Origin of the sequence: Escherichia sp. MOD1-EC5189, from assembly GCF_002966045.1 — a bacterium.
Lineage (GTDB): Bacteria > Pseudomonadota > Gammaproteobacteria > Enterobacterales > Enterobacteriaceae > Escherichia > Escherichia coli_F.
Genome location: NZ_PTRX01000004.1, coordinates 128,120 through 150,362, shown reverse-complemented (window position 1 = coordinate 150,362; position 22,243 = coordinate 128,120). Strand labels below are relative to the sequence as shown.

The 22,243-nt window shown below is 50.6% G+C and carries 17 protein-coding genes; 3 read left to right on the top strand and 14 right to left on the bottom strand.

Annotated elements, in window-relative coordinates:
• Window positions 1–141: 141 nt before the first annotated feature.
• The 11 genes from carB to ATB02_RS04830 all read right to left on the bottom strand — a co-directional run bounded on the left by carB (window position 142) and on the right by ATB02_RS04830 (window position 14,221).
• Complete coding sequence (gene carB / locus ATB02_RS04880) at window positions 142–3,363, bottom strand: carbamoyl-phosphate synthase large subunit (RefSeq protein WP_001126394.1); 3,222 nt, start codon at window positions 3,361–3,363, stop codon at window positions 142–144.
• 17 nt (window positions 3,364–3,380) lie between these two features.
• Window positions 3,381–4,529: a glutamine-hydrolyzing carbamoyl-phosphate synthase small subunit gene (gene carA, locus ATB02_RS04875; RefSeq protein ID WP_105271170.1), complete on the bottom strand. Its 1,149-nt coding sequence runs from the start codon at window positions 4,527–4,529 to the stop codon at window positions 3,381–3,383.
• Between the two features lie 455 nt (window positions 4,530–4,984).
• On the bottom strand, window positions 4,985–5,806 hold the full coding sequence (gene dapB / locus ATB02_RS04870; RefSeq protein WP_105271169.1) for a 4-hydroxy-tetrahydrodipicolinate reductase: 822 nt from the start codon (window positions 5,804–5,806) through the stop codon (window positions 4,985–4,987).
• A 166-nt stretch (window positions 5,807–5,972) separates the two neighbouring features.
• A complete protein-coding gene (gene rihC, locus ATB02_RS04865; RefSeq protein WP_105271168.1) occupies window positions 5,973–6,893 on the bottom strand; it encodes a ribonucleoside hydrolase RihC in 921 nt (306 codons plus the stop codon).
• Window positions 6,894–6,912: 19 nt separating this feature from the next.
• Window positions 6,913–8,118 (bottom strand): XAC2610-related protein, encoded by a 1,206-nt coding sequence (locus ATB02_RS04860; RefSeq protein WP_105271205.1) that lies wholly within the window; start codon window positions 8,116–8,118, stop codon window positions 6,913–6,915.
• Between the two features lie 73 nt (window positions 8,119–8,191).
• Entirely contained in the window at window positions 8,192–9,142 is a 951-nt protein-coding gene (gene ispH / locus ATB02_RS04855; protein WP_088541462.1) for a 4-hydroxy-3-methylbut-2-enyl diphosphate reductase, read from the bottom strand.
• A gap of 1 nt (window position 9,143) precedes the next feature.
• A complete protein-coding gene (fkpB, locus tag ATB02_RS04850) occupies window positions 9,144–9,593 on the bottom strand; it encodes an FKBP-type peptidyl-prolyl cis-trans isomerase (RefSeq protein ID WP_000004655.1) in 450 nt (149 codons plus the stop codon).
• A 107-nt stretch (window positions 9,594–9,700) separates the two neighbouring features.
• The gene (lspA, locus tag ATB02_RS04845) at window positions 9,701–10,195 is read right to left on the bottom strand and encodes a signal peptidase II (protein ID WP_000083381.1); all 495 of its coding nucleotides are present in this window, start codon (window positions 10,193–10,195) and stop codon (window positions 9,701–9,703) included.
• On the bottom strand, window positions 10,195–13,011 hold the full coding sequence (gene ileS / locus ATB02_RS04840) for an isoleucine--tRNA ligase (protein ID WP_001286856.1): 2,817 nt from the start codon (window positions 13,009–13,011) through the stop codon (window positions 10,195–10,197). Before ileS ends, lspA begins: the two co-directional genes overlap by 1 nt.
• Window positions 13,012–13,053: 42 nt before the next feature.
• On the bottom strand, window positions 13,054–13,995 hold the full coding sequence (gene ribF, locus ATB02_RS04835; protein WP_000767324.1) for a bifunctional riboflavin kinase/FAD synthetase: 942 nt from the start codon (window positions 13,993–13,995) through the stop codon (window positions 13,054–13,056).
• Between the two features lie 7 nt (window positions 13,996–14,002).
• Window positions 14,003–14,221, bottom strand: a complete 219-nt coding sequence (locus ATB02_RS04830) for a DUF2575 family protein (RefSeq protein ID WP_001353471.1) — start codon at window positions 14,219–14,221, stop codon at window positions 14,003–14,005.
• A 102-nt stretch (window positions 14,222–14,323) separates the two neighbouring features.
• On the opposite strand from ATB02_RS04830, the gene rpsT reads away from it, so the two are divergent.
• The 3 genes from rpsT to ATB02_RS04815 all read left to right on the top strand — a co-directional run bounded on the left by rpsT (window position 14,324) and on the right by ATB02_RS04815 (window position 18,448).
• The gene (rpsT, locus tag ATB02_RS04825; RefSeq protein WP_001274021.1) at window positions 14,324–14,587 is read left to right on the top strand and encodes a 30S ribosomal protein S20; all 264 of its coding nucleotides are present in this window, start codon (window positions 14,324–14,326) and stop codon (window positions 14,585–14,587) included.
• A gap of 408 nt (window positions 14,588–14,995) precedes the next feature.
• Entirely contained in the window at window positions 14,996–16,369 is a 1,374-nt protein-coding gene (locus tag ATB02_RS04820) for an MFS transporter (RefSeq protein ID WP_000099997.1), read from the top strand.
• Window positions 16,370–16,408: 39 nt separating this feature from the next.
• On the top strand, window positions 16,409–18,448 hold the full coding sequence (locus ATB02_RS04815) for a glycoside hydrolase family 31 protein (RefSeq protein ID WP_000008159.1): 2,040 nt from the start codon (window positions 16,409–16,411) through the stop codon (window positions 18,446–18,448).
• 57 nt (window positions 18,449–18,505) lie between these two features.
• Here the strand turns inward: ATB02_RS04815 and nhaR are convergent, their stop codons facing one another.
• From nhaR to ATB02_RS04800, 3 genes are all read right to left on the bottom strand, one after another.
• A complete protein-coding gene (nhaR, locus tag ATB02_RS04810; RefSeq protein WP_001295755.1) occupies window positions 18,506–19,405 on the bottom strand; it encodes a transcriptional activator NhaR in 900 nt (299 codons plus the stop codon).
• A gap of 65 nt (window positions 19,406–19,470) precedes the next feature.
• Window positions 19,471–20,637, bottom strand: coding sequence for a Na+/H+ antiporter NhaA (nhaA, locus tag ATB02_RS04805; RefSeq protein ID WP_105271167.1), 1,167 nt, complete (start codon window positions 20,635–20,637; stop codon window positions 19,471–19,473).
• 251 nt (window positions 20,638–20,888) lie between these two features.
• Entirely contained in the window at window positions 20,889–22,133 is a 1,245-nt protein-coding gene (locus ATB02_RS04800) for an IS1/IS1595 family N-terminal zinc-binding domain-containing protein (protein WP_105271166.1), read from the bottom strand.
• Window positions 22,134–22,243 lie beyond the last annotated feature (110 nt).

The window sequence follows — 22,243 nt, the reverse complement described above, 5'->3', positions numbered from 1 at the left end:
GCTAAATCCTGCTTATGTCATCAAAAAATATCGATTCCCCAAAAGATTTACTTAATGGGCAAAAAAAACGGTCCTCATCAGAGAACCGTATTAGTTATTCGATCAAATTAGCGGATGAAAAATATCCGCCATGACACGCTATTATTTGATCTGCGCGTGCATTTCCTGCACCGAAATTACTTTTTCAGTCGCATCGGCATTCAGCGCCATCGCGGTAGCGAAACCACCGTTCAGGGTGGTGTCATAGTGCACTTTATATTGCAGCGCACTGCGACGAATCACGCGGGAGTCTTCAATCGCACGACGGCCTGAAGTGGTGTTGATGATGTAGGTATATTCGCCATTCTTGATGCGGTCCTGAATGTGCGGACGACCTTCATGCACCTTGTTTACCAGACGCGGATTGATACCCGCTTCGCCCAGCACAATCGCCGTGCCGTGGGTCGCATCCAGCTCGAAGCCCTGTTTCAGCAGTTTTGCCGCCAGGTCTACCACGCGTTCTTTATCGCCTTCGCGCACGGAAAGCAGCGCACGACCGTGTTTCTTCATGGTGGAGTTGCTGCCCAGCTGCGCTTTGGCAAACGCTTCAGCGAAGGTGCGGCCCACGCCCATAACTTCCCCGGTGGAGCGCATTTCTGGCCCTAACAGCGGGTCAACGCCGGGGAATTTGTTGAACGGCAGCACCACTTCTTTCACCGAGTAGTACGGAGGGATAACTTCTTTGGTTACGCCCTGCTCAGCCAGCGATTTGCCAGCCATCACACGCGCCGCCACTTTTGCCAGCGGTACGCCGGTGGCTTTGGAGACGAACGGAACGGTACGCGCCGCACGCGGGTTAACTTCAATCAGGTAGACTTCGTTGTTTTTCACCGCAAACTGCACGTTCATCAGGCCGCGCACCTGCAATTCGAAAGCCAGTTTCTGCACCTGCTGGCGCATCACATCCTGAATTTCCTGACTTAAAGTGTAGGCTGGTAGAGAACATGCAGAGTCACCGGAGTGCACGCCCGCCTGCTCGATATGCTCCATGATGCCGCCAATCAGCACCATTTCACCGTCGCAGATGGCGTCCACATCCACTTCTACCGCGTCATCGAGGAAGTGGTCCAGCAATACTGGTGCATCGTTAGACACGCTCACCGCCGTCTGGAAGTAGCGACGCAGGTCAGCTTCGTCATAGACGATTTCCATCGCCCGACCGCCGAGAACGTAAGACGGACGCACCACCAGCGGGTAGCCAATCTCTTTCGCTTTCTCAACAGCCATCTCGATAGCAGTAACGGTGGCGTTCGCCGGTTGTTTCAGTTTCAGACGGTCAACCGCATGCTGGAAGCGTTCACGGTCTTCCGCACGGTCGATAGCATCCGGGCTGGTGCCGATAACCGGTACGCCAGCGGCTTCCAGTGCGCGCGCCAGTTTCAGCGGGGTCTGACCGCCGTACTGGACGATAACGCCTTTCGGCTTCTCAATACGCACGATTTCCAGTACATCTTCCAGGGTTACCGGCTCAAAGTAGAGGCGATCGGAAGTGTCGTAGTCAGTGGAGACGGTTTCCGGGTTACAGTTAACCATGATGGTTTCGTAACCGTCTTCACGTAGCGCCAGCGAGGCGTGTACACAGCAGTAGTCGAATTCAATACCCTGACCGATACGGTTCGGGCCGCCGCCGAGCACCATGATTTTTTCACGGTCGGTAGACGGATTCGCTTCGCACTCTTCTTCATAAGTGGAGTACATATACGCGGTGTCAGTGGCGAACTCTGCCGCACAGGTATCTACGCGTTTGTAGACCGGGTGCAGATCATACTGGTCGCGCAGCTTGCGGATTTCCGCTTCGCGCACGCCCGCCAGTTTAGCCAGACGCGCATCGGCAAAACCTTTGCGTTTCAGCTGGCGCAGGAAGTCAGCGTTCAGGCCGGTGATGCCCACTTCTGCGACTTTCTCTTCCAGACGCACCAGTTCTTCTATCTGCACCAGGAACCAGCGGTCAATGTTGGTCAGGTTAAAGACGCCGTCTACAGACAGGCCCGCACGGAAAGCATCGGCGATGTACCAGATACGCTCTGCGCCTGCGTCTTTCAGCTCGCGACGGATTTTGGTCAGCGCTTCCGGGTCGTCGAGACTCACTTTCGGGTCGAATCCAGTCGCACCGACTTCCAGGCCGCGCAGCGCTTTTTGCAGGGATTCCTGCTGCGTGCGACCAATCGCCATCACTTCACCAACCGATTTCATCTGAGTGGTCAGACGGTCGTTCGCCCCGGCGAATTTCTCGAAGTTGAAGCGAGGAATTTTGGTGACCACGTAGTCGATGGACGGCTCGAAGGAGGCCGGAGTACGCCCGCCGGTGATGTCGTTCATCAGCTCGTCGAGGGTGTAACCCACCGCCAGTTTCGCCGCCACTTTGGCAATCGGGAAACCGGTGGCTTTCGACGCCAGCGCCGAAGAACGCGATACACGCGGGTTCATTTCGATAACAATCAGGCGACCGTTTTTCGGGTTCACCGCAAACTGGACGTTGGAACCACCGGTTTCAACGCCGATTTCACGCAGTACCGCCATCGAGGCGTTACGCATAATTTGATATTCTTTGTCGGTCAGCGTTTGGGCTGGCGCGACAGTGATGGAGTCACCGGTATGGATGCCCATCGCATCGAAGTTTTCGATAGAGCAGACGATGATGCAGTTGTCGTTTTTATCACGCACCACTTCCATCTCGTACTCTTTCCAGCCGATCAGCGACTCATCAATCAGCAGTTCTTTGGTCGGAGAGAGATCCAGACCGCGGGCGCAAATTTCTTCAAACTCTTCGCGGTTATAAGCGATACCACCACCGCTACCACCCATGGTAAAGGATGGGCGAATAATGCACGGGAAGCCCACTTCAGCGGCAACTGCCAGCGCTTCTTCCATCGTGTGTGCGATACCAGAACGCGCGGTTTCCAGACCAATTTTCTTCATCGCTACGTCGAAACGGCGGCGGTCTTCTGCTTTATCAATCGCATCGGCGGTAGCACCAATCATGGTGACGCCGAACTCCTCCAGCACGCCTTGACGCTCCAGCTCCAGCGCACAGTTCAGCGCTGTCTGACCGCCCATCGTTGGCAGCACCGCGTCCGGACGCTCTTTTTCAATAATCTTGCGTACCACTTCCCAGTGAATCGGCTCGATGTAGGTCGCATCGGCCATTTCCGGGTCGGTCATGATGGTCGCTGGGTTGGAGTTCACCAGAATGACGCGGTAACCCTCTTCACGCAGGGCTTTACATGCTTGCGCGCCAGAGTAGTCAAACTCACACGCCTGACCGATAACAATCGGGCCCGCACCCAGAATCAGGATACTTTTTATATCTGTACGTTTTGGCATGGCTCTTTTACTCCTGATTACTTAGCGGTTTTACGGTACTGCTCAATTAACGCGATAAAGTGGTCAAACAACGGCGCGGCGTCGTGTGGACCAGGGCTGGCTTCCGGGTGCCCCTGGAAGCTGAACGCCGGTTTATCGGTGCGATGAATCCCTTGTAACGTACCGTCGAACAGGGATTTATGTGTGACACGCAGGTTTGCAGGTAATGTTGCTTCATCCACCGCAAAACCGTGGTTCTGGGCGGTGATCATCACCACATTTTTCTCAACATCTTTAACCGGGTGGTTGCCGCCGTGGTGACCAAATTTCATTTTGACAGTCTTCGCACCGCTCGCCAGCGCCAGCAGCTGATGACCGAGGCAGATGCCGAATACCGGGATGTCGGTTTCGAGGAATTTCTGGATGGCAGTAATAGCGTAATCACACGGTGCCGGGTCGCCAGGACCGTTGGAGAGGAAGATACCGTCTGGATTCATTTTCAGTACATCTTCGGCAGATGTTTGCGCCGGAACGATGGTCAGGCGGCAGCCTCTATCCACCAACATGCGCAGGATGTTGCGCTTGGCACCAAAATCATAAGCCACAACATGGAACGGCAGCTCGTCTTCTTTCTTCGCTCCTGGCAGGCCGCCGGTCAGCGTCCAGCTCCCTTGTGTCCAGCTATAGGCTTCTGCGGTGGTCACTTCTTTTGCCAGATCCATGCCGTTCAGACCTGGGAACGCGCGGGCTTTTTCTAACGCCAGCGCCGCATCCGGGTTATCGCCCGCGATAATGCAGCCATTCTGTGCGCCTTTCTCGCGCAGTAAACGCGTCAGCTTACGAGTATCGATATCGGCAATCGCCACGATGTTATGGCGCTTCAGGTAAGAAGAGAGGTCTTCGGTATTACGGAAGTTGCTGGCAATCAGCGGCAGGTCGCGAATTACCAGACCTTGAGCATGTATCTGAGAAGATTCTTCATCGGCGTCATTAGTGCCGACATTGCCAATATGGGGATAAGTAAGAGTAACGATTTGACGAGAATAGGAAGGATCAGTGAGGATTTCTTGATAACCGGTCATTGAAGTATTGAAAACGACTTCCCCAACCGCCGAACCTGTTGCCCCTATGGCCCGACCGTGAAACTGGGTTCCGTCTTCCAGAACCAATAGCGCTGACTTAATCAAAACACCCTCCAGAGAATATTCACTCACTTTATTTGCATATTAATTCACAATGATGACGTAAATCAATGCAAATCTGCTTACCGACGAATTTCTGGCAAACGGCGGCATTCTGGAGAGATGAGAGCTAAAAGTCAACTTAATGGTGGTATTTTTTATATTATTTTGTGGCTCATGCATGTTTTGCAGGCATTAAGCGACAAAAAGATCATATAACCCGTTCTGGAAAACGCTTGCGCAGCGAGAAGATTGCATGAAATAAAAATGAGCAGAAAAAAGTGGACCAGATGGTCAAAATTTACATTAAAACAACAAAAAAAGAAGGAAAAACGTGTAATTTTTAGCACTTACATAAAATTTAAAAACATAATACAAAAAATAAAAGGGCCAAAAATTAAAGCCCTTTATAATCAATAAATTAAATGTGTTATTTTTGCATCATCATAAACATTTTGTGGTTACAAATTATTGAGATAAAGCACATCTCGCATATCAAAAAGACCACTTTCCTTACCACTCAACCACAAAGCCGATCTTACCGCACCGTTAGCAAATGTCATGCGGCTGGACGCCTTATGGGTGATCTCCAGACGCTCACCAATATCGGCAAACATCGCGGTATGTTCGCCAACGATGTCACCTGCACGCACGGTGGCAAAACCAATGGTGCCAGGCACACGTTCACCGGTATGGCCTTCACGACTGTAGACCGCGCAATCTTTCAGATCTTTATCCAGGGCGTGGGCGATCGCCTCTCCCATTGCCAGTGCGGTGCCTGAAGGCGCATCAACTTTATGTCTATGATGTGCTTCAATAATTTCGATATCGGTGTAGTCACCCATCACTTTGGCTGCTTTCTCCAGCAGCTTAAGCATGACGTTAACGCCAACGCTAAAATTGGCGGCAAAGACAATCGCAATATCGGCGGCGGCGTCACGAATCGCCTGTTTACCGGCTTCGTCAAACCCCGTAGTGCCGATCACCATCCCTTTGCCATGCTGGCGACAAAAAGCGAGATGGTTCAGCGTACCTTCCGGACGGGTAAAATCGATAAACACATCAAAATCATCTTTTATCGCATCAAGGCTGCTTTGCACAGTAACGCCTGTTTTTCCTGCACCCGCCAGCTCACCGGCGTCGCTGCCCAGTAAAGAAGATCCTTCGCGCTCCAGCGCCGCGCCCAGCTGCACGCCTTCTAATGCCAGCGCCGCCTGAATCAACTGGCGGCCCATACGCCCCCCGGCTCCCGCGATGGCAACGCGGATGTTTGCATCATGCATAGCTATTCTCTTTTGTTAATTTGCATAGACCGTTTTCAGAGTAACCAGCGCATCGCTACGCCGCCAGCCAAAAACGCTGATAATTAGAAATTAATGATAAACAGGGAGGGATATCAGTGAAAGGCATGAGTCGATGAATGACTGCATGCCGATAACATGTGACAGGTTACGACGCCAGAGCCAGCACCTCAGCCACCCACTGCTGGAAACCTTTCACATCCAGATCCAGCGCCACCTGCACGTTTGCAGGTTTACTCAGGCAACCATCAATATCAACAACCGTAGTACCTGAGGTAAATTCACCCTGAGTTTCCACCGCCACAAAACACGGTTTGAGAGTGAACAAGTCTGGGCGCACCAGCCAGGCGATGGCGCAGAGATCGTGCATACGCAGACCGCTTTGCAAACTGCCGCTACGGTAGTGGCTAAACAGGGCGTGCAACATTTTCCCGGTACGATTCAACTCCGGCAAAGTAACGAGATAGTCAGGAGTTAATATTGCCTGATTGGTGACATCCAGACCGCACATAACGATTTCGATGCCGCTACGGAAGACACAGGCTGCCGCTTCTGGATCGGCAGCGATATTAAACTCGGCGTTTGGCGTACAGTTGCCGCGTCCGGCAGAACCGCCCATGATCACCAGACGGCGAATATGCGGTTTGCATTCCGGGCATTGTGAAAGTAACAGCGCAATATTGGTTAACGGGCCGATGGCTACCAGCGTAACAGGCTCAGGCGCACGCAGCAGGGCATCACGAATCGCCAGAAATGCGGGTTTGTCCAGTGGGCTTCTGTTGTGCTCGACAAAGTCGTAGCCAGCCATTCCCGATTCACCGTGCACAGATGCTGCATTACGCGGTGCGCGTACCAGCGGCACAGCGGCTCCCTGGGCGAGCGGAATATCCGCATTCCAGAAATGCAGCAGTTGCAGGGCGTTGCGGGTAGTTTTCTCAACCGAAACATTACCCGCGACGGTGGTCATCAGTTGCAGGTCGAGTTCGGGGGCAAAAATCGCGGCGGCAATGGCGACCGCATCGTCAATGCCTGGGTCTGTATCAAGGAAGATGGGTATAAGTTTTGTCATTACTGTCTCTCCTGGCTTGTTACTTGCTCATGGCTTTGAACTCATCGCGGCTGATACAGATATCCGAAATATCTTTATTCGTCACCAGACGCGGGCTAAGTTTATCGCCTTCAACAAACGGTACTAGCGGGCAAAATTCCCCTGGAGACGCTTTATCTTCCTGCCACTGAATTTCAATGGATTCCGGCTTCATACCTGGTTTCTCTGACTGAATGACTGTGCGGATATCCGTGGTTAACTGAAATGGCTCACACCCCTTCACATCAGTAAAAGTCGGCGTCAGATGACCATTCTTACGTTCCTGCAGATAAAAAATGCGGCCATCGTGATAGGAAGGAATTACGTAGCAGGTATACATTTTACCTTTGCTTAGCACGGGCTGAAGATAACTTGAACCTCTCTCGATCAATTCAACCTCTTTCCCCTTCCAGCGATAAACGTCAACCCCGTGACTACAGCAGCTTCCTCGCCAATGGCTGACGATCTGCTTATATTCTGCATCTGGCTCCGGCGAGGTGATTTCCTGATAAGACGCAGGCGCATCAACAAAACGTTGTGTTGAGGGATCGTAAAGCCAGGTTTGTTCGGGGATATTGGGTCCAGCGGGTAACTCTTGCGGAATGGAAAGATCCGGATAACCATCAAAATTAACATCCTTCCATTGAGGCGTAAAAATGCTACAAGTGCCGATAGAAGCAGTATATAAGGTCTGTATCGGTTTCCCATCACGATATAATTTTATTGCTGAAATGACCGGAACATTATTACAGTCGATCGCTTTGGAAGGGTCGTAATCGTCATTCACTTCCGCCACCAGCACCAGATCAATGCCCGGATCGTTTTTGGGTTTGTTATAGTGAAGCGCAATGGGGAAATGGTGTTTTTTATCGGCTGAAGTCCATACTCCTTTTATCTCAATCGGTGAAACTTCAGCATCCCATTGACCAGAAAGTGTCTGTGCGCGCTCCTCAAGAAGCAACCGCTTAACCTGGAGAGATCCACGCAGAATTAATCGCATTTTTCTCTGATTGCAGGGTTCATAGCAATAGCTACCATGAAGGTCGTTGTTAATCCGCGTGATATCGACACTTACCTGCTTACCCGCAATCGTCCCGGAATAATTTCGATCCCAGAACGGAAATTCAAGCTGCGAAGCGCCATTGGCCGCTCCCAAACAAAATACAAAAGCCAAAAATCCCGCCAATCCATAAGCTATCTTGCTCATCATCCTTGCCTCCGCAGAAGAGTACAGCTAAAAAAAACCAGCAACGAATGTGCTGGTTTTGAATGATTAATCTTTACTCGACTTCACGAATATCGACACGCAGCTCTTTTGGCACTTCGAAAACAATGTTTTCTTCACGGCCTTCCAGCGGAATGGCTTCACCACCGCCCAGCTGCTGCAAACGTGCCACCACATTCTGCACCAGAATATCCGGAGCCGATGCGCCCGCAGTCACGCCGACGCAGTTCACGCCTTTTACCCACTCTTCCTGGATATCTTTCGCATCGTCAATCAAAAACGCGCGTTTGCCCATACGCTGGGCCAGTTCCGCCAGACGGTTGGAGTTGGAAGAGTTTTTTGAACCAACCACCAGTACTACTTCCGCCTGTTCTGCCAGAGCGCGTACCGCTTCCTGACGGTTAGTGGTGGCGTAGCAAATGTCATCTTTGCGCGGCCCGACAATTTTCGGGAAGCGTTTACGCAACGCATCGATCACATCAGACGTGTCATCCACCGACAGCGTAGTTTGGGTCATAAAGGAGAGTTTCTCTTCGTTTTTGACCGTCAGTTTCCACACATCGTCCGGCGATTCGACCAGATACATTCCCCCTTCCGGGTTGCTGTACTGACCCATCGTCCCTTCCACTTCCGGGTGACCGGCGTGACCGATAAGAATAGACTCTTCACCACGGCGGCTGGCACGGGCGACTTCCATATGCACTTTGGTCACCAGCGGACAGGTGGCATCAAACACCGTCAAATCACGGCTTTTCGCTTCGTTACGTACCGCCTGAGAAACACCGTGTGCGGAGAAAATCAGGATCGCGCCGTCCGGGACTTCGCTAATCTGCTCAATAAAGATAGCCCCACGCTCGCGCAGGCTATCGACCACGTAGCGGTTATGCACCACTTCGTGACGGACATATATCGGTGCGCCGTAAATGGCCAGCGCGTTTTCAACAATGCTGATAGCGCGGTCTACCCCGGCACAAAAACCACGCGGGTTGGCCAACAGGATCTGCATGTTACGCCTCCAGTGCCGGATCGATTTCCAGCACTTCAATATCAAAATGAACGGTCTGCCCGGCCAGCGGATGATTGAAATCAACGGTAATGGAGTCGCCGTTAATTTCGCGGATCACGCCAGGCATCTCACTGCCATCCATTGCGGTAAAAAGCATGATTGCACCAATTTCTGGCTCGCCTGCATCCATAAACTCACGGCGGGAGAAGTACTGAATCAGGTCCGGTGACGGCACGCCAAACGCCGCATCTGGCTCCAGCGAGAAGGTGGTTTTATCACCCACTTTCAGCCCCAGCAGGTGTTGCTCCAGACCTTCGGAGAGAGAAGCATCGCCCAGGCGGAACAGCGCCGGTTTACCGTTGTTGCGGGTAGACTCGGCGGTGGTGCCATCGTCGAGTTTTAGCGTGAAGTGCACCAGGACGGCGCTATTGCTCTGTACAGATTCAGACATGCAGGTTTGCTCTTATATTTTGAGGATTTTTGCCGGATGCGGCCTACGATTTCACAGCAATCTGTAGGCCGGATAAGATGCGTCAGCATCGCATCCGGCAGGGTTTATTATTGTTTTTTCGCTTTCGAAGGTAAAAAACCTTCCAGCACAATCAGTGCCGCACCGACACAGATAGCAGTATCGGCGAGGTTGAAGGTGGCGAAGTGCCAGTCGCCGACGTAGAAGTCGATCATATCGACAACGAAGCCGTGCCACAGGCGGTCGAACAGGTTGCCCAGCGCGCCGCCAATAATCAGCGCGTAAGCGATATTGTTCAGCTTCTGCGTGGCCTTCGAGCGATACATCATCACTACCAGAATCACGCTAATACCAATCGCAATACCGGCAAAGAACCAACGCTGCCAGCCGCCGCTATCGGCAAGGAAACTAAACGCCGCGCCATAGTTACGCGCATAATGCAGATTAAGCGACGGGAACAGCGGGACCGTATCCCCCAGAGCAAAGTTCTGGAGGATCAGGTATTTGCTGCCCAGATCGATAATCAGCACGACTACCACCAGCCACAGCCAGCGTAGCCCTGTTGAACAGATCGATTGACTCATCAGGCAAACTTACGTTTTTCACCGTCACCGGCGACGTTGCTGACACAGCGGCCGCAGATTTCTGCGTGTTCCGCCACCTTGCCGACATCCTGGGTGTAGTGCCAGCAGCGTGGGCACTTCTCACCTTCGGCTTTACTCAACGCGACTTTCAGCCCTTTGAGTACTTCGCTCTGCTGAGCATCAGCAGGGGCGTCGTTATAGTCTGCAACGGTAGCGCCGGAGGTCAACAGGACAAATCGTAATTCATCGCCCAGCGCGGTCAGTTTCGCCGCCAGTTCCGGTTCTGCATACAAGGTTACTGCCGCTTCCAGCGAGCCACCCACTTTCTTGTCGGCACGTGCTTGCTCAATGACTTTGTTCACTTCGCCACGCACTTTCAACAGCTCGTCCCAGAACGCATCGTTCATCGCTTCACTGTCTGCCAGACCAAACAGGCCTTCGTACCACTCGCCGGTGAAGACGTATTTTTCACGTTCACCCGGCAGGTAGCCCCACACTTCATCAGCGGTGAAGGAGAGGATTGGTGCCATCCAGCGAACCAGCGCTTCCGCGATGTGGTACAGCGCGGTCTGGCAGCTACGACGCGCCACGCTGTCCGCTTTGGCGGTGTACTGACGGTCTTTGATGATGTCGAGGTAGAAGGAACCCATCTCAACGGAGCAGAAGCGCATCAGACGCTGTACCACTTCGTGGAAATCGTATGCTTCGTATGCCTTGAGGATGTCTTCCTGTGCCGCTTTCGCACAACCTACGGCCCAGCGATCCAGTACCACCATCTCTTCCGGTTTCACCATATCTTTTGCCGGATCAAAACCGTTCAGGTTTGCCAGCAGGAAGCGTGCAGTGTTACGGATACGACGATAGCTGTCGGCTGCACGTTTCAGGATCTCGTCAGAAACGGCCATTTCACCGGTGTAGTCAGTTGATGCCACCCACAGACGCAGAATATCCGCGCCCAGTTTGTTCATCACGTCCTGCGGCGAAACGGTGTTGCCGATGGATTTAGACATCTTGCGACCCTGACCATCCACGGTAAAGCCGTGGGTCAGTACCTGACGATACGGCGCTTTGCCTTTCATCGCGGTGGAGATCATCAGGGAAGACATGAACCAGCCACGGTGCTGGTCAGAACCTTCCAGATACATGTCCGCTGCGTGACCAGCAAATTCCGGACGCACGTCAACAACAGAAGAGTGGGTAGATCCGGAGTCAAACCATACGTCCAGCGTATCCGGCACTTTCACGTACTGGTCAGCTTCGTCGCCGAGGATCTCTTTCGCATCAAGATCCCACCATGCCTGAATGCCATCAACTTCAACGCGTTTTGCCACTTCTTCCATCAGTTCGAGGGTACGCGGATGCAGCTCTTCCGTGTCTTTGTGCACGAACAGTGACATCGGTACGCCCCAGGTGCGCTGACGGGAGATACACCAGTCAGGACGGTTAGCGACCATCGACTCGATACGCGCCTGGCCCCAGTCAGGGATCCACTGCACGCCTTTGATCTCTTTCAGTGACTGCGCACGCAGACCTTTCTGATCCATGCTGACGAACCACTGCGGCGTAGCGCGGAAGATGATCGGCGTTTTGTGACGCCAGCAGCACGGATAGCTGTGCTGCATTTTCTCAACGTGCAGCAGCGCGCCTTTTTCCTGTAGCAGCGCAACGACGATGTCGTTCGCTTTGAAGACGTTAACGCCATCCAGCGTCGGGTAAGTACCCGGCAGATAAGTACCGTCCGGGCCAACCGGGTTAGCGGTTTCCAGACCGTATTTCTGACCGATCACATAGTCGTCTGGGCCGTGGCCAGGCGCGGTATGAACGGCACCGGTACCGGCATCCAGCGTAACGTGATCGCCAAGAATTGCCGGAACGTCGAAGCCCATAAACGGATGGGTAAAGCGCAGCAGCTCCAGCTCCGCACCTTTTACCGTGCCGAGAATGGTGTAATCGGTCACGCCGATACGCTGCATTACGCTTTCAACCAGATCTTTTGCCAGAATCACAGCCTGACCGTCGATCTGCACCAGCGCATAGTCGAAATCAGGTGCAATAGAGATTGCGCGGTTGGCAGGCAGAGTCCACGGCGTGGTGGTCCAGATCACCAGCGAGATTGGGCCGTTAACGTTGCTTACGGCAAATTTTGCTTTCAGCGCATCCTGATCGACCGCCTGGAAAGCGACGTCAATGGACGGAGAAGTTTTGTCGTAATACTCAACTTCCGCTTCCGCCAGCGCAGAACGGCAGTCAACGCACCAGTGTACCGGCTTCGCGCCTTTGTGCAGGTGACCGTTGCCGATGATTTTGCCCAGCGCGCGGATGATGTTGGCTTCAGTTTTGAAGTCCATAGTCAGGTACGGGTGCGACCAGTCGCCCAGCACGCCCAGACGGATAAAGTCTTTGCGCTGACCGTCAACCTGGGTCGCAGCGTATTCGCGGCACTTGGCGCGGAACTCGGCAGCGGTGAATTTCTCACCCGGCTTACCGTATTCTTGCTCTACTTTCAGCTCGATCGGCAGACCGTGGCAGTCCCAGCCAGGCACATACGGCGAGTCATAACCGGAAAGCCCTTTGGACTTCACGATAATGTCTTTCAGAATCTTGTTAACCGAGTGACCAATATGAATGCTGCCATTCGCATAAGGAGGGCCATCATGCAGAATGAAGGTTTTTTTGCCTTTTTTAGCCGCACGGATGATGCCGTACAGATCATCATCAGTCCAACGCGCCAGCATTCCCGGTTCGCGCTTGGCGAGATCGCCACGCATCGGGAACCCTGTTTCCGGCAAATTCAGGGTTGATTTATAGTCACTCATCAGATTCTCGGTTCCGTATTTCGGTTTGATTACATAACAGGCTTAAGCCGGTTTTGTTAGCCCAAAAAATTCGCGGGCGGTTAATTCATCACGCGCAATCTGCGCTTTCAGTTCGTCCAGCGACGCAAATCGCTGCTCATTGCGTATTTTTTTACGCAGCACTACTTGTATATGGCGACCATACAGGTCCATTGCAACATCTAACAAATGCACTTCCAGCTGCTGGCGAATACCGGCAACCGTTGGGCGTGTTCCGATGTTTGCAACGCCGGGTAACGGCTTTTCACCGAGGCCCAGCACTTCTACCGCATAAACCCCTTTCACCGGGGAAACCTGACGGCGCAGCGGTACATTCGCCGTCGGGAAACCTATAGTGCGCCCTAATTCATCACCGTGGACCACACGCCCGGAGATGGCAAACGGGTGCCCCAGTAAACTTTCTGCCAGAGCCAGATTGTCATCCGCCAGCGCCTGACGTACAGCGGTACTGCTGATGCGCACGCCACCTTCGCAAAAAGTTTGCGTACTGGTGATATCGAAGCCGTATTCCGCGCCAGCTTTCTGTAATAACAAGAAATCGCCTTCACGACCAGCGCCAAAGCGGAAATCATCCCCTACAGCAAGAAATTTTACCCGCAAATGCTTCACCAGAAGATCGCTGATGAAATTTTGCGCGGTTAACGCCGCGAAACGCCTGTCGAAACGCACGCACAGCACGTAATCAACGCCACACTCTGCAAGGTAACGCAGTTTTTCCCGCAGTCGGGTCAGCCGTGCCGGGGCTTTATCGGTAGCAAACAGTTCCAGTGGTTGAGGTTCAAAAAGCATCACCATCACCGGTAAGTTGCGCTTGCGCCCTTCTTCCTGCAAGCCCTGTAACAGCGCGCGATGACCGCGATGCACGCCGTCGAAATTACCAATAGTCAGCACACACCCTTCTTGCGGGGCCTGGCTGAGATTATGTATGCCGCGTATCAGCTTCATGTCTGGCTCAAAACAGTGAAAATCGTCCGAGTATACCTTGTACAGCGGTCAAGGTTAACCGGCGATTGAGTACTGAAATCAGAAAGAAGTGGCTTTTCATTGCCATGCCGCAAATTACGGGAAGAAACAGACCGCCTGCTGCAATTTTTATCGCGGAAAAGCTGTATTCGCACCACGCAAGCTGGTAGAATCCTGCGCCATCACTACGTAACGAGTGCCGGCACATTAACGGCGCTTATTTGCACAAATCCATTGACAAAAGAAGGCTAAAAGGGCATATTCCTCGGCCTTTGAATTGTCCATATAGAACACATTTGGGAGTTGGACCTTGGCTAATATCAAATCAGCTAAGAAGCGCGCCATTCAGTCTGAAAAGGCTCGTAAGCACAACGCAAGCCGTCGCTCTATGATGCGTACTTTCATCAAGAAAGTATACGCAGCTATCGAAGCTGGCGACAAAGCTGCTGCACAGAAAGCATTTAACGAAATGCAACCGATCGTGGACCGTCAGGCTGCTAAAGGTCTGATCCACAAAAACAAAGCTGCACGTCATAAGGCTAACCTGACTGCACAGATCAACAAACTGGCTTAATCGCCAATTTGCTGAAGCTTTGTGAAAAAGCCCGCGCAAGCGGGTTTTTTTATGTCTGCACGCCTGGAAGTTTCAAATGAAAGGCATATCTCTTTTACTTATTTCTGCCGCCATATATTTCCCCAAGTATAAAACATTTAACATTTCATCATAAAAGTTAAAATGTTTTATTCTCTGATAAAACGTGAACTGCATAACAAAATACAGAGAAACAAAGCCAAAAACGAATTAACGCAAACTTAAAACGAAAAATTATAATTGTCGCCATCACTCTCCTTAACTAACCTCATTCCCACAACGTTGTTTAAATCATTAATAAATATGCATTAAGGAAAGTCAGTATGTATTTACTTAGAAAATAAAAGCTTTTTTTTCTGAGACAGGCATTCTTGTTCTGGAGAGAATATAATGAGTTCCGTCATTGAAACTACTCAATCAACTTCATCCGATTCCTTACCTTTAATACAGCGGATTAGCTACGGCTCACTGGATGTTGCCGGTAATCTGCTCTACTGTTTTGGCTCTACCTACATTCTTTATTTCTACACCGACGTAGCAGGGATTAGTCTGGCGGTTGCAGGCATAATCCTACTGCTGGCGCGCATTGTAGACGGTATTGATGCGCCAGTGTGGGGAATCATTATCGATAAAACCCATTCGCGTTATGGAAAATGCCGTCCATGGTTTTTATGGTTACCATTACCTTTTGCTGTATTTAGTGCGCTTTCTTTCTGGTCACCCGATATCAGCATGACAGGGAAAGCTGTTTATGCAGCAATATCGTACATGTTAGCCAGCATTCTGTTCACTGGGTTGAATACACCATTAAGCGCTATATTACCGCTAATGACGCTGTCACCAAAGGAACGCTTGGTATTAAACTCATATCGCATGACTGGTGGGCAAATTGGCGTACTATTAATGAATGCGACAGCATTGCCATTGGTCGCTTTCCTTGGTAATGGTAACGATAAAGCAGGCTTTATATATACTGCCATAGTCTTTGCCGTAATATCCTGTGCCTTAACGTTGTTTGCCTTTAAAAATATTCGCGAACTGGATACCGATAAAATACAGCAAGAACCACGACTGCCGATGAAAAAGAGTTTTTCGGCAATGAAAGGGAACTGGCCGTGGCTCCTGATGGTAGTGGCGAACCTTATCTTCTGGATTGCCCTACAGCAGCGCAACACCACTATTGTTTACTATTTAACCTACAATCTGGATCGCAAAGATCTGGTCCCGCTGGTTAACAGCCTCGCCACCATTCAGATCCTGTTTATCATTGCCATTCCGTTCTTCAGTCGCTATCTCACCAAAACCTGGATTTGGATTACCGGGCTGCTGGTTGCGATGTTAGGCGGGGGCCTCATGTGGCTGGCTGCCGACAGCATCCCTTTGATGATCGCCGCCTGGGTACTCGCCAATATCGGCAGCGGTATCGCCTGTTCTATGCCTTTCGCGATGCTCGGTTTCGCCGTTGACTTTGGTCGCTGGAAAACCGGCATTAAAGCTACCGGCATTCTGATCGCCTTCGGCAGCACCTTCTGCATCAAGATGGGCAGTGGTATCGGTACAGCTTTCGCTGCCTTTATTATGGACAGCTTTGGTTATATCCCCAACCAACAACAGACGGCTGCGGGGTTGGAAGGTATCAGCCTGGCATTTATCTGGGTCCCTGCGCTGCTCTTTGCTCTCGCGGCTGTACCACTGCTCTTCTTTCGCCAGTATGAAGCGATGGAAGGTCGTATCCAACACGATCTGCAAGCCCACAATCGTTGAATTTAATCAACATGCCACTTGCTCCTGGGAGGAACAATTATGTCGTTTATTAAGCAAGATCCCCACCGTCTGGTCTGGCAACAAGACGATCGTTATCTCTGGATTGAAGCCTGGGGCGAAAACAGTTTACGCGTGCGAAGCGGCCGCCATTTACCGGTAATGCGCAATGAAAACTGGGCGTTAACTCAGGATCCTGGCGATGCTGTCGCTCATATCACCTGGGATGAAAAACAGGCAACGCTGAGAAATGGTAAAATCACTGCCATCGTAAATCTTCAGGGCCAGCTCTCTTTCTGGCGTAATGATGATAAATGCCTGCTGCAAGAGTTCTGGCGTCAACGTGGCGAAATTGGTGAAGATGAGTCAGCACACGGCCAATATGTGAGCGCTCTTAATCTACAGGCCCGTGAATTCAAGCCTATTCCTGGCGGGAAATTTACGATTAAGGCACGATTTGAAGCCAACGATGGCGAGAAACTCTTTGGCATGGGTCAGTATCAGCAACCAAACCTGGATTTAAAAGGTTGCATGCTGGAGCTGGCACAACGTAACTCGCAGGCTTCTGTTCCCTTCCTGCTATCAAATCAGGGTTATGGTTTTCTGTGGAATAACCCAGCAATTGGCCGCGTCACCTTCGCGCAAAACGGTACGGAATGGGTAGCAGAAGTCAGTGAACAACTGGACTACTGGATCACTGCGGGCGATACTCCGGCTGAGATCAGTGAAGCCTATGCACGAGTAACCGGTACGCCACCGATGATGCCTGATTACGCAATGGGGTTCTGGCAATGCAAGCTTCGCTATCGTAATCAACAAGAATTGTTAGAAGTCGCACGCGGCTACAAGCAACGCAATCTTCCGATCTCGGTGATTGTCATCGATTTCTTCCATTGGCCGAATCAGGGTGACTGGATGTTCGATCTGCGTGACTGGCCCGATCCCGATGCGATGATCGCCGAATTAAAAGAAATGGGTATCGAACTGATGGTTTCATTCTGGCCTACCGTAGATAACCGTACCGAGAGTTATCGGGAGATGAAAGAAAACGGCTGGCTAGTCCACACCGAGCGTGGTTTGCCTATCAATATGGATTTCCTTGGCAACACCACGTTCTTTGATGCGACACATCCTGGCGCACGGGAATATGTCTGGAACAAAGCCAAACGCAATTATTACGATAAAGGAGTGAAACTGTTCTGGCTGGATGAAGCCGAGCCAGAGTTCGGTGTTTACGATTATGACAACTATCGTTACTACGCAGGGCCAGTGCTGGAAGTCGGTAATATCTATCCGCGTATGTACGCCAAAACGTTCTTCGATGGCATGCAGGCAGCCGGAGAAAAGCAGGTGATCAACCTGCTACGCTGCGCCTGGGCCGGTAGTCAGAAATATGGTGCTCTGGTGTGGTCAGGCGATATCCACTCCTCCTTCCGTTCTCTGCGTAATCAGTTTGCTGCGGGGCTGAACATGGGAATTGCCGGGATCCCGTGGTGGACGACGGATATTGGCGGTTTCCACGGTGGCAACATACATGATCCAAAATTTCATGAACTGCTTATTCGCTGGTTCCAGTGGGGGGTATTCAGCCCAGTAATGCGTTTACATGGCAACCGCGACCCGCAAGTTTTGCCTGAACAACCCTATCGTGATGGCATCGCACAATGTCCGACTGGCGCGCCGAATGAAGTCTGGAGCTATGGTGAAGAAACCGGTGAAATTCTCACTTCCTGCCTGCAGTTGCGTGAGAAGCTGAAACCTTATATCAGTAAAATTATGGCTGAGACGCACGAGAAGAACAGCCCGGTAATGCGCACGATGTTCTTTGAGTTTCCAGACCAGGCAGAAAGCTGGAATATTTATGATCAGTACTGCTTTGGCCCGGACCTTCTCGTTGCCCCTGTAATGCACGAAGGTACACGTTCACGTGATGTCTGGTTGCCTGCCGGAGAGACATGGATCGATTTTTATACCCATGAACACTACGCGGGTGGGCAAAAGCTTCATCATTGCGCGCCGCTGCACCAGATACCGGTATTCATTCGTGAGAAAGGGAAATATCGCCAGTTATTACCCGTTTAAAGGACATCGTTTGTTCATTAGCACGCCCCGTATATAGCGGGGCGTGAGTTTTAATATCTATCGTGAGGCGGGAGAAAACAACGAAGAATAATCCGTATTACAGATACGCTGTACTGCCGGATGCTGAATCATCCGCTCAGCAAAAATGGCATGGTACTCTTCCATTACATTTTCTACGCGACCAATTTCCACGACAGTTTTATCGGCATAAAAGTCATAAGCATAAAGCGTTGGAGCAACGAAGATTGCATTGTGCATCGCACCAAAAGCTTTCATTAATGCGGCATCATCAAACTCGCCAAGGATTTCTACGTTTAATCCCTGGGAGTTAAACCAGTTAAGCAATTTGCGTCCTAACATTGAACGCCGTCCAGGAATCAAAAGCCGCCGTTCTTCCAGACAAGCCGGGAATGGTTTTTCCGGTGGTGGATTTGTACACCAGAAGCTCACGCCACATTCGCCAATTCTCACGGAGAACAGGCCTTCCTGCTGCGTAGAATCTATCGGGCAATCGGAAATGATCATATCCAGTTTATGCTGACTTAATTGCTCCAGCAGCATTTCGTGGGTGGATTCGAAGCAGCGAAGATGAATCGGCTCACCTTCTACCACTGCGGCGTTCAGTACGCTACTGACCAGGCGTTTGGAAAGTGCATCAGCCACGCCAACGTCAAACAATAAATTGGACTCTTTGCGATAGTTCACGATATCCAGCATTTCCTGGCTTAAGGTAAACATTTTATCGGCATAGCGATAGACCAGCTCTCCCAGTTCGCTGGGTTCGAGACCACGTCCCTTGCGCTTAAATAGTTTACCTTGCAGACGCTCTTCCAGCGCCCTGATCTGCCCGGTAATCGTTTGTGGTGTTAAATAGAGCGCCTCCGCTGCGCCAACCACAGAACCTTCTTTGTAGACATGCCAGAAGTAGTATAAGTGGTTGTAATTGATATGAGACATGCTCATTTCTCTCCCTGATAACAATGAAAAGGGAGCCGTTTATGGCTCCCCGGTAAACCGTCCTGTCAAACTGATGGACGCAAACGAACGCGTAACCAGCTGTATCCAATTACCGCCGAAGAGATAGAACCAACCAGGATACCGAGTTTCGCCCAGTTAATCAGTTCTGGATCTACGCTACCAAAGGCAAGGCTGGCAATAAAGATAGACATAGTAAAACCGATACCGCACAGGATCCCCACCGCCATAATTTGCTGATAAGTCGTTCCCTCAGGCAGATGCGCCAGTTTCAAACGCAGCGCCAACCAGCAGAACAGACTAATCCCCAGCGGTTTGCCAATCAGCAAGCCAGCGATGATCCCCAATGGCAGAATGGAGGTCAAGCCATCCAGCGTGACGCCTTGCAGTGAAACGCCAGCATTAGCAAATGCAAACAGCGGTAAAATCAGATACGCCACCCACGGGTGCAACACATGCTCCAGTCGCTTCGCTGGAGAACGCCCATGCTTCTCTTTCAAAGGAATAAAGAAGCCGACAATTACCCCCGCCAGGGTTGCGTGAACCCCCGATTTCAACACCGCAGTCCACAACACCACGCCAACCAGAATATAGACGCCCGTGCGGCGTACACCACACAGATTCAATACCGCGAGTACCGCAATTGCTACAGCCGCGACACCAAGAGAGGCCATCGATAAGTCATTAGTGTAGAACAATGCGATGATAATGATGGCCCCAAGATCGTCGATAATAGCCAGAGCCATCAAAAAGATCTTCAGCGCTAACGGAACACGACTTCCCAACAGCGCCAGCACACCAAGTGCAAAGGCAATGTCAGTAGCCGCCGGGATCGCCCACCCTTCGCGGGTAATCGAATCGGCATAGTTAAAGGCAAGATAGAGTAATGCCGGAACAATCATCCCACCAATAGCGGCGATAACTGGAAATGCGGCCTGCCGTAAGCTGGCTAGCGATCCTTGCATCAGTTCACGTTTAACTTCCAGACCGACTAACAGGAAAAATACCGCCATCAGCGCGTCATTTATCCATAACAGCATGTTTTTGTTGATTTCGAGTGAACCAACCCGGAGCTGAACCGGCGTCTCCAGAAAGTCGTGATACCATCCACTGGTTGCGCCGCTATTGGCCATAATCATCGCCAGGATAGCGGCAATGATAAGAATAATGCCTCCCGAGGCATCACTGCTAAAGAATCGATGCAGATGTTTCACTTTTTATTTCTCTTTCAGGTGAATAGATCGTTTTTACTATTTTACCCCGCACGAATCATCGTTAAAATCAGATTATAGTGTAGGAATAATTCGTTTTTTACGAACCATTGAAGGATTTGTGCCATCAGCGATGAGATGAGTTTTTGACGGCTGTAAGCGCTCACGAGTGACCCTAAGCCCTGATAATCATAGCTTAAGGTCAGGATTTCTGAGGGATTAATTAGGAAAAGTAATAATAAAATCGCACTGTGCTATAGCTGTTTATTCCAGAGATGCTTGAAAATATCTAATGTTGAGACAACATTGGCAGGCGACATTCGGTTTAATGAGAGTAGAAAGGGATGAGCCTCCAGGAAGTTGATAAAACGAGTCGCGCTTGCTAACGTCGAATACCGCATTTCATTTGCTTTCTTGTTTCCTGTAAGGTTACAAACAGCCATTGAATAATCACGGGCGGAAAATGCACGCCAGACATTATTTCTCACGCCACCACTCAAAAACAACCGCGGCGGCGTATCATAATGAGTCGTTTTCTCGCCGCGTTCTTTCACAAAGGAAATATGGCACCGGCTTTGATGAATATGCTGTAAATTAGCCATTAGACAACCGCCTAATATAAAGCACTCGTGATCAAGGTAGTGTTGAATATTTATAGAATATGCTTCAGTCAGTGCTCTAACCAGTTCAAAATGGCGATATGCCGGAAGAACCGGTTTCACCAGCATCCCCGGATCGTTTTGATGTAATATCGCCCGACCATAATCAATATCAAATAAGGTATCACGCCGCATAGTAAGTAACTCCTTGCGTTGTACGTGATGCGCCAGTGTACCTGGAGACAAACGCTCTTCATAACTTGATGCATATTGATAATGCGACTCTACCGCTGATGAAGAATAATTTGTTGAAATAGCGACGACTCTACCGCTTTGTTCTTCTGCGGTAACAAGACTATAAAGATAGTTGTTACTACCGTTAAACTTTACGCGAAAAGCGCGGGTAGCGAGAGAAATATCAGAAGCAGAAGAGTACTGGCAACTTTCTTTATAGTTTACTTCCCGGGCTAGTTTCATCAACTCACGGTTAAGCCCTGTGCTATTAAGAAGTAATAATTTACGGATATCTGCAAGTGAAGCGCCTTGCTCAATCATCAATGCTAAATGTGTTCTTCGCGGCGTTGTATTTACATGATCCAGAGTGATAAAAGTTCTGGAACAATGATGACAATACATTCTCCTCTGCCCCTGAGCTGAATAGCCATACTTTTTCAGAGATGTGCTTCCGCAAGCTGAACATTGTGGAACCAACCCTCTCCATGAATGATTAACACGATTACGATAAATATTAAGAGATCGTTCAGATATCACAGGAAACAAGTAACCGCATTCCCGACATAAAATATTTTTGCCTTGTGCAATATAATCCTGGCTATTCAACAACCCCAGGTTTTTGCATCCTGGTGTTTTGCAACAATCAACATTTACGTTGGTAAACATATTCACTCCCTGCGAATACCCGGATATTATCGTCATATGTCAAAGAAAAGAACCTGATTCAATGTGTAACATTGAATCAGGCGGGCATAGCCCTGAAAGGCATACATTAC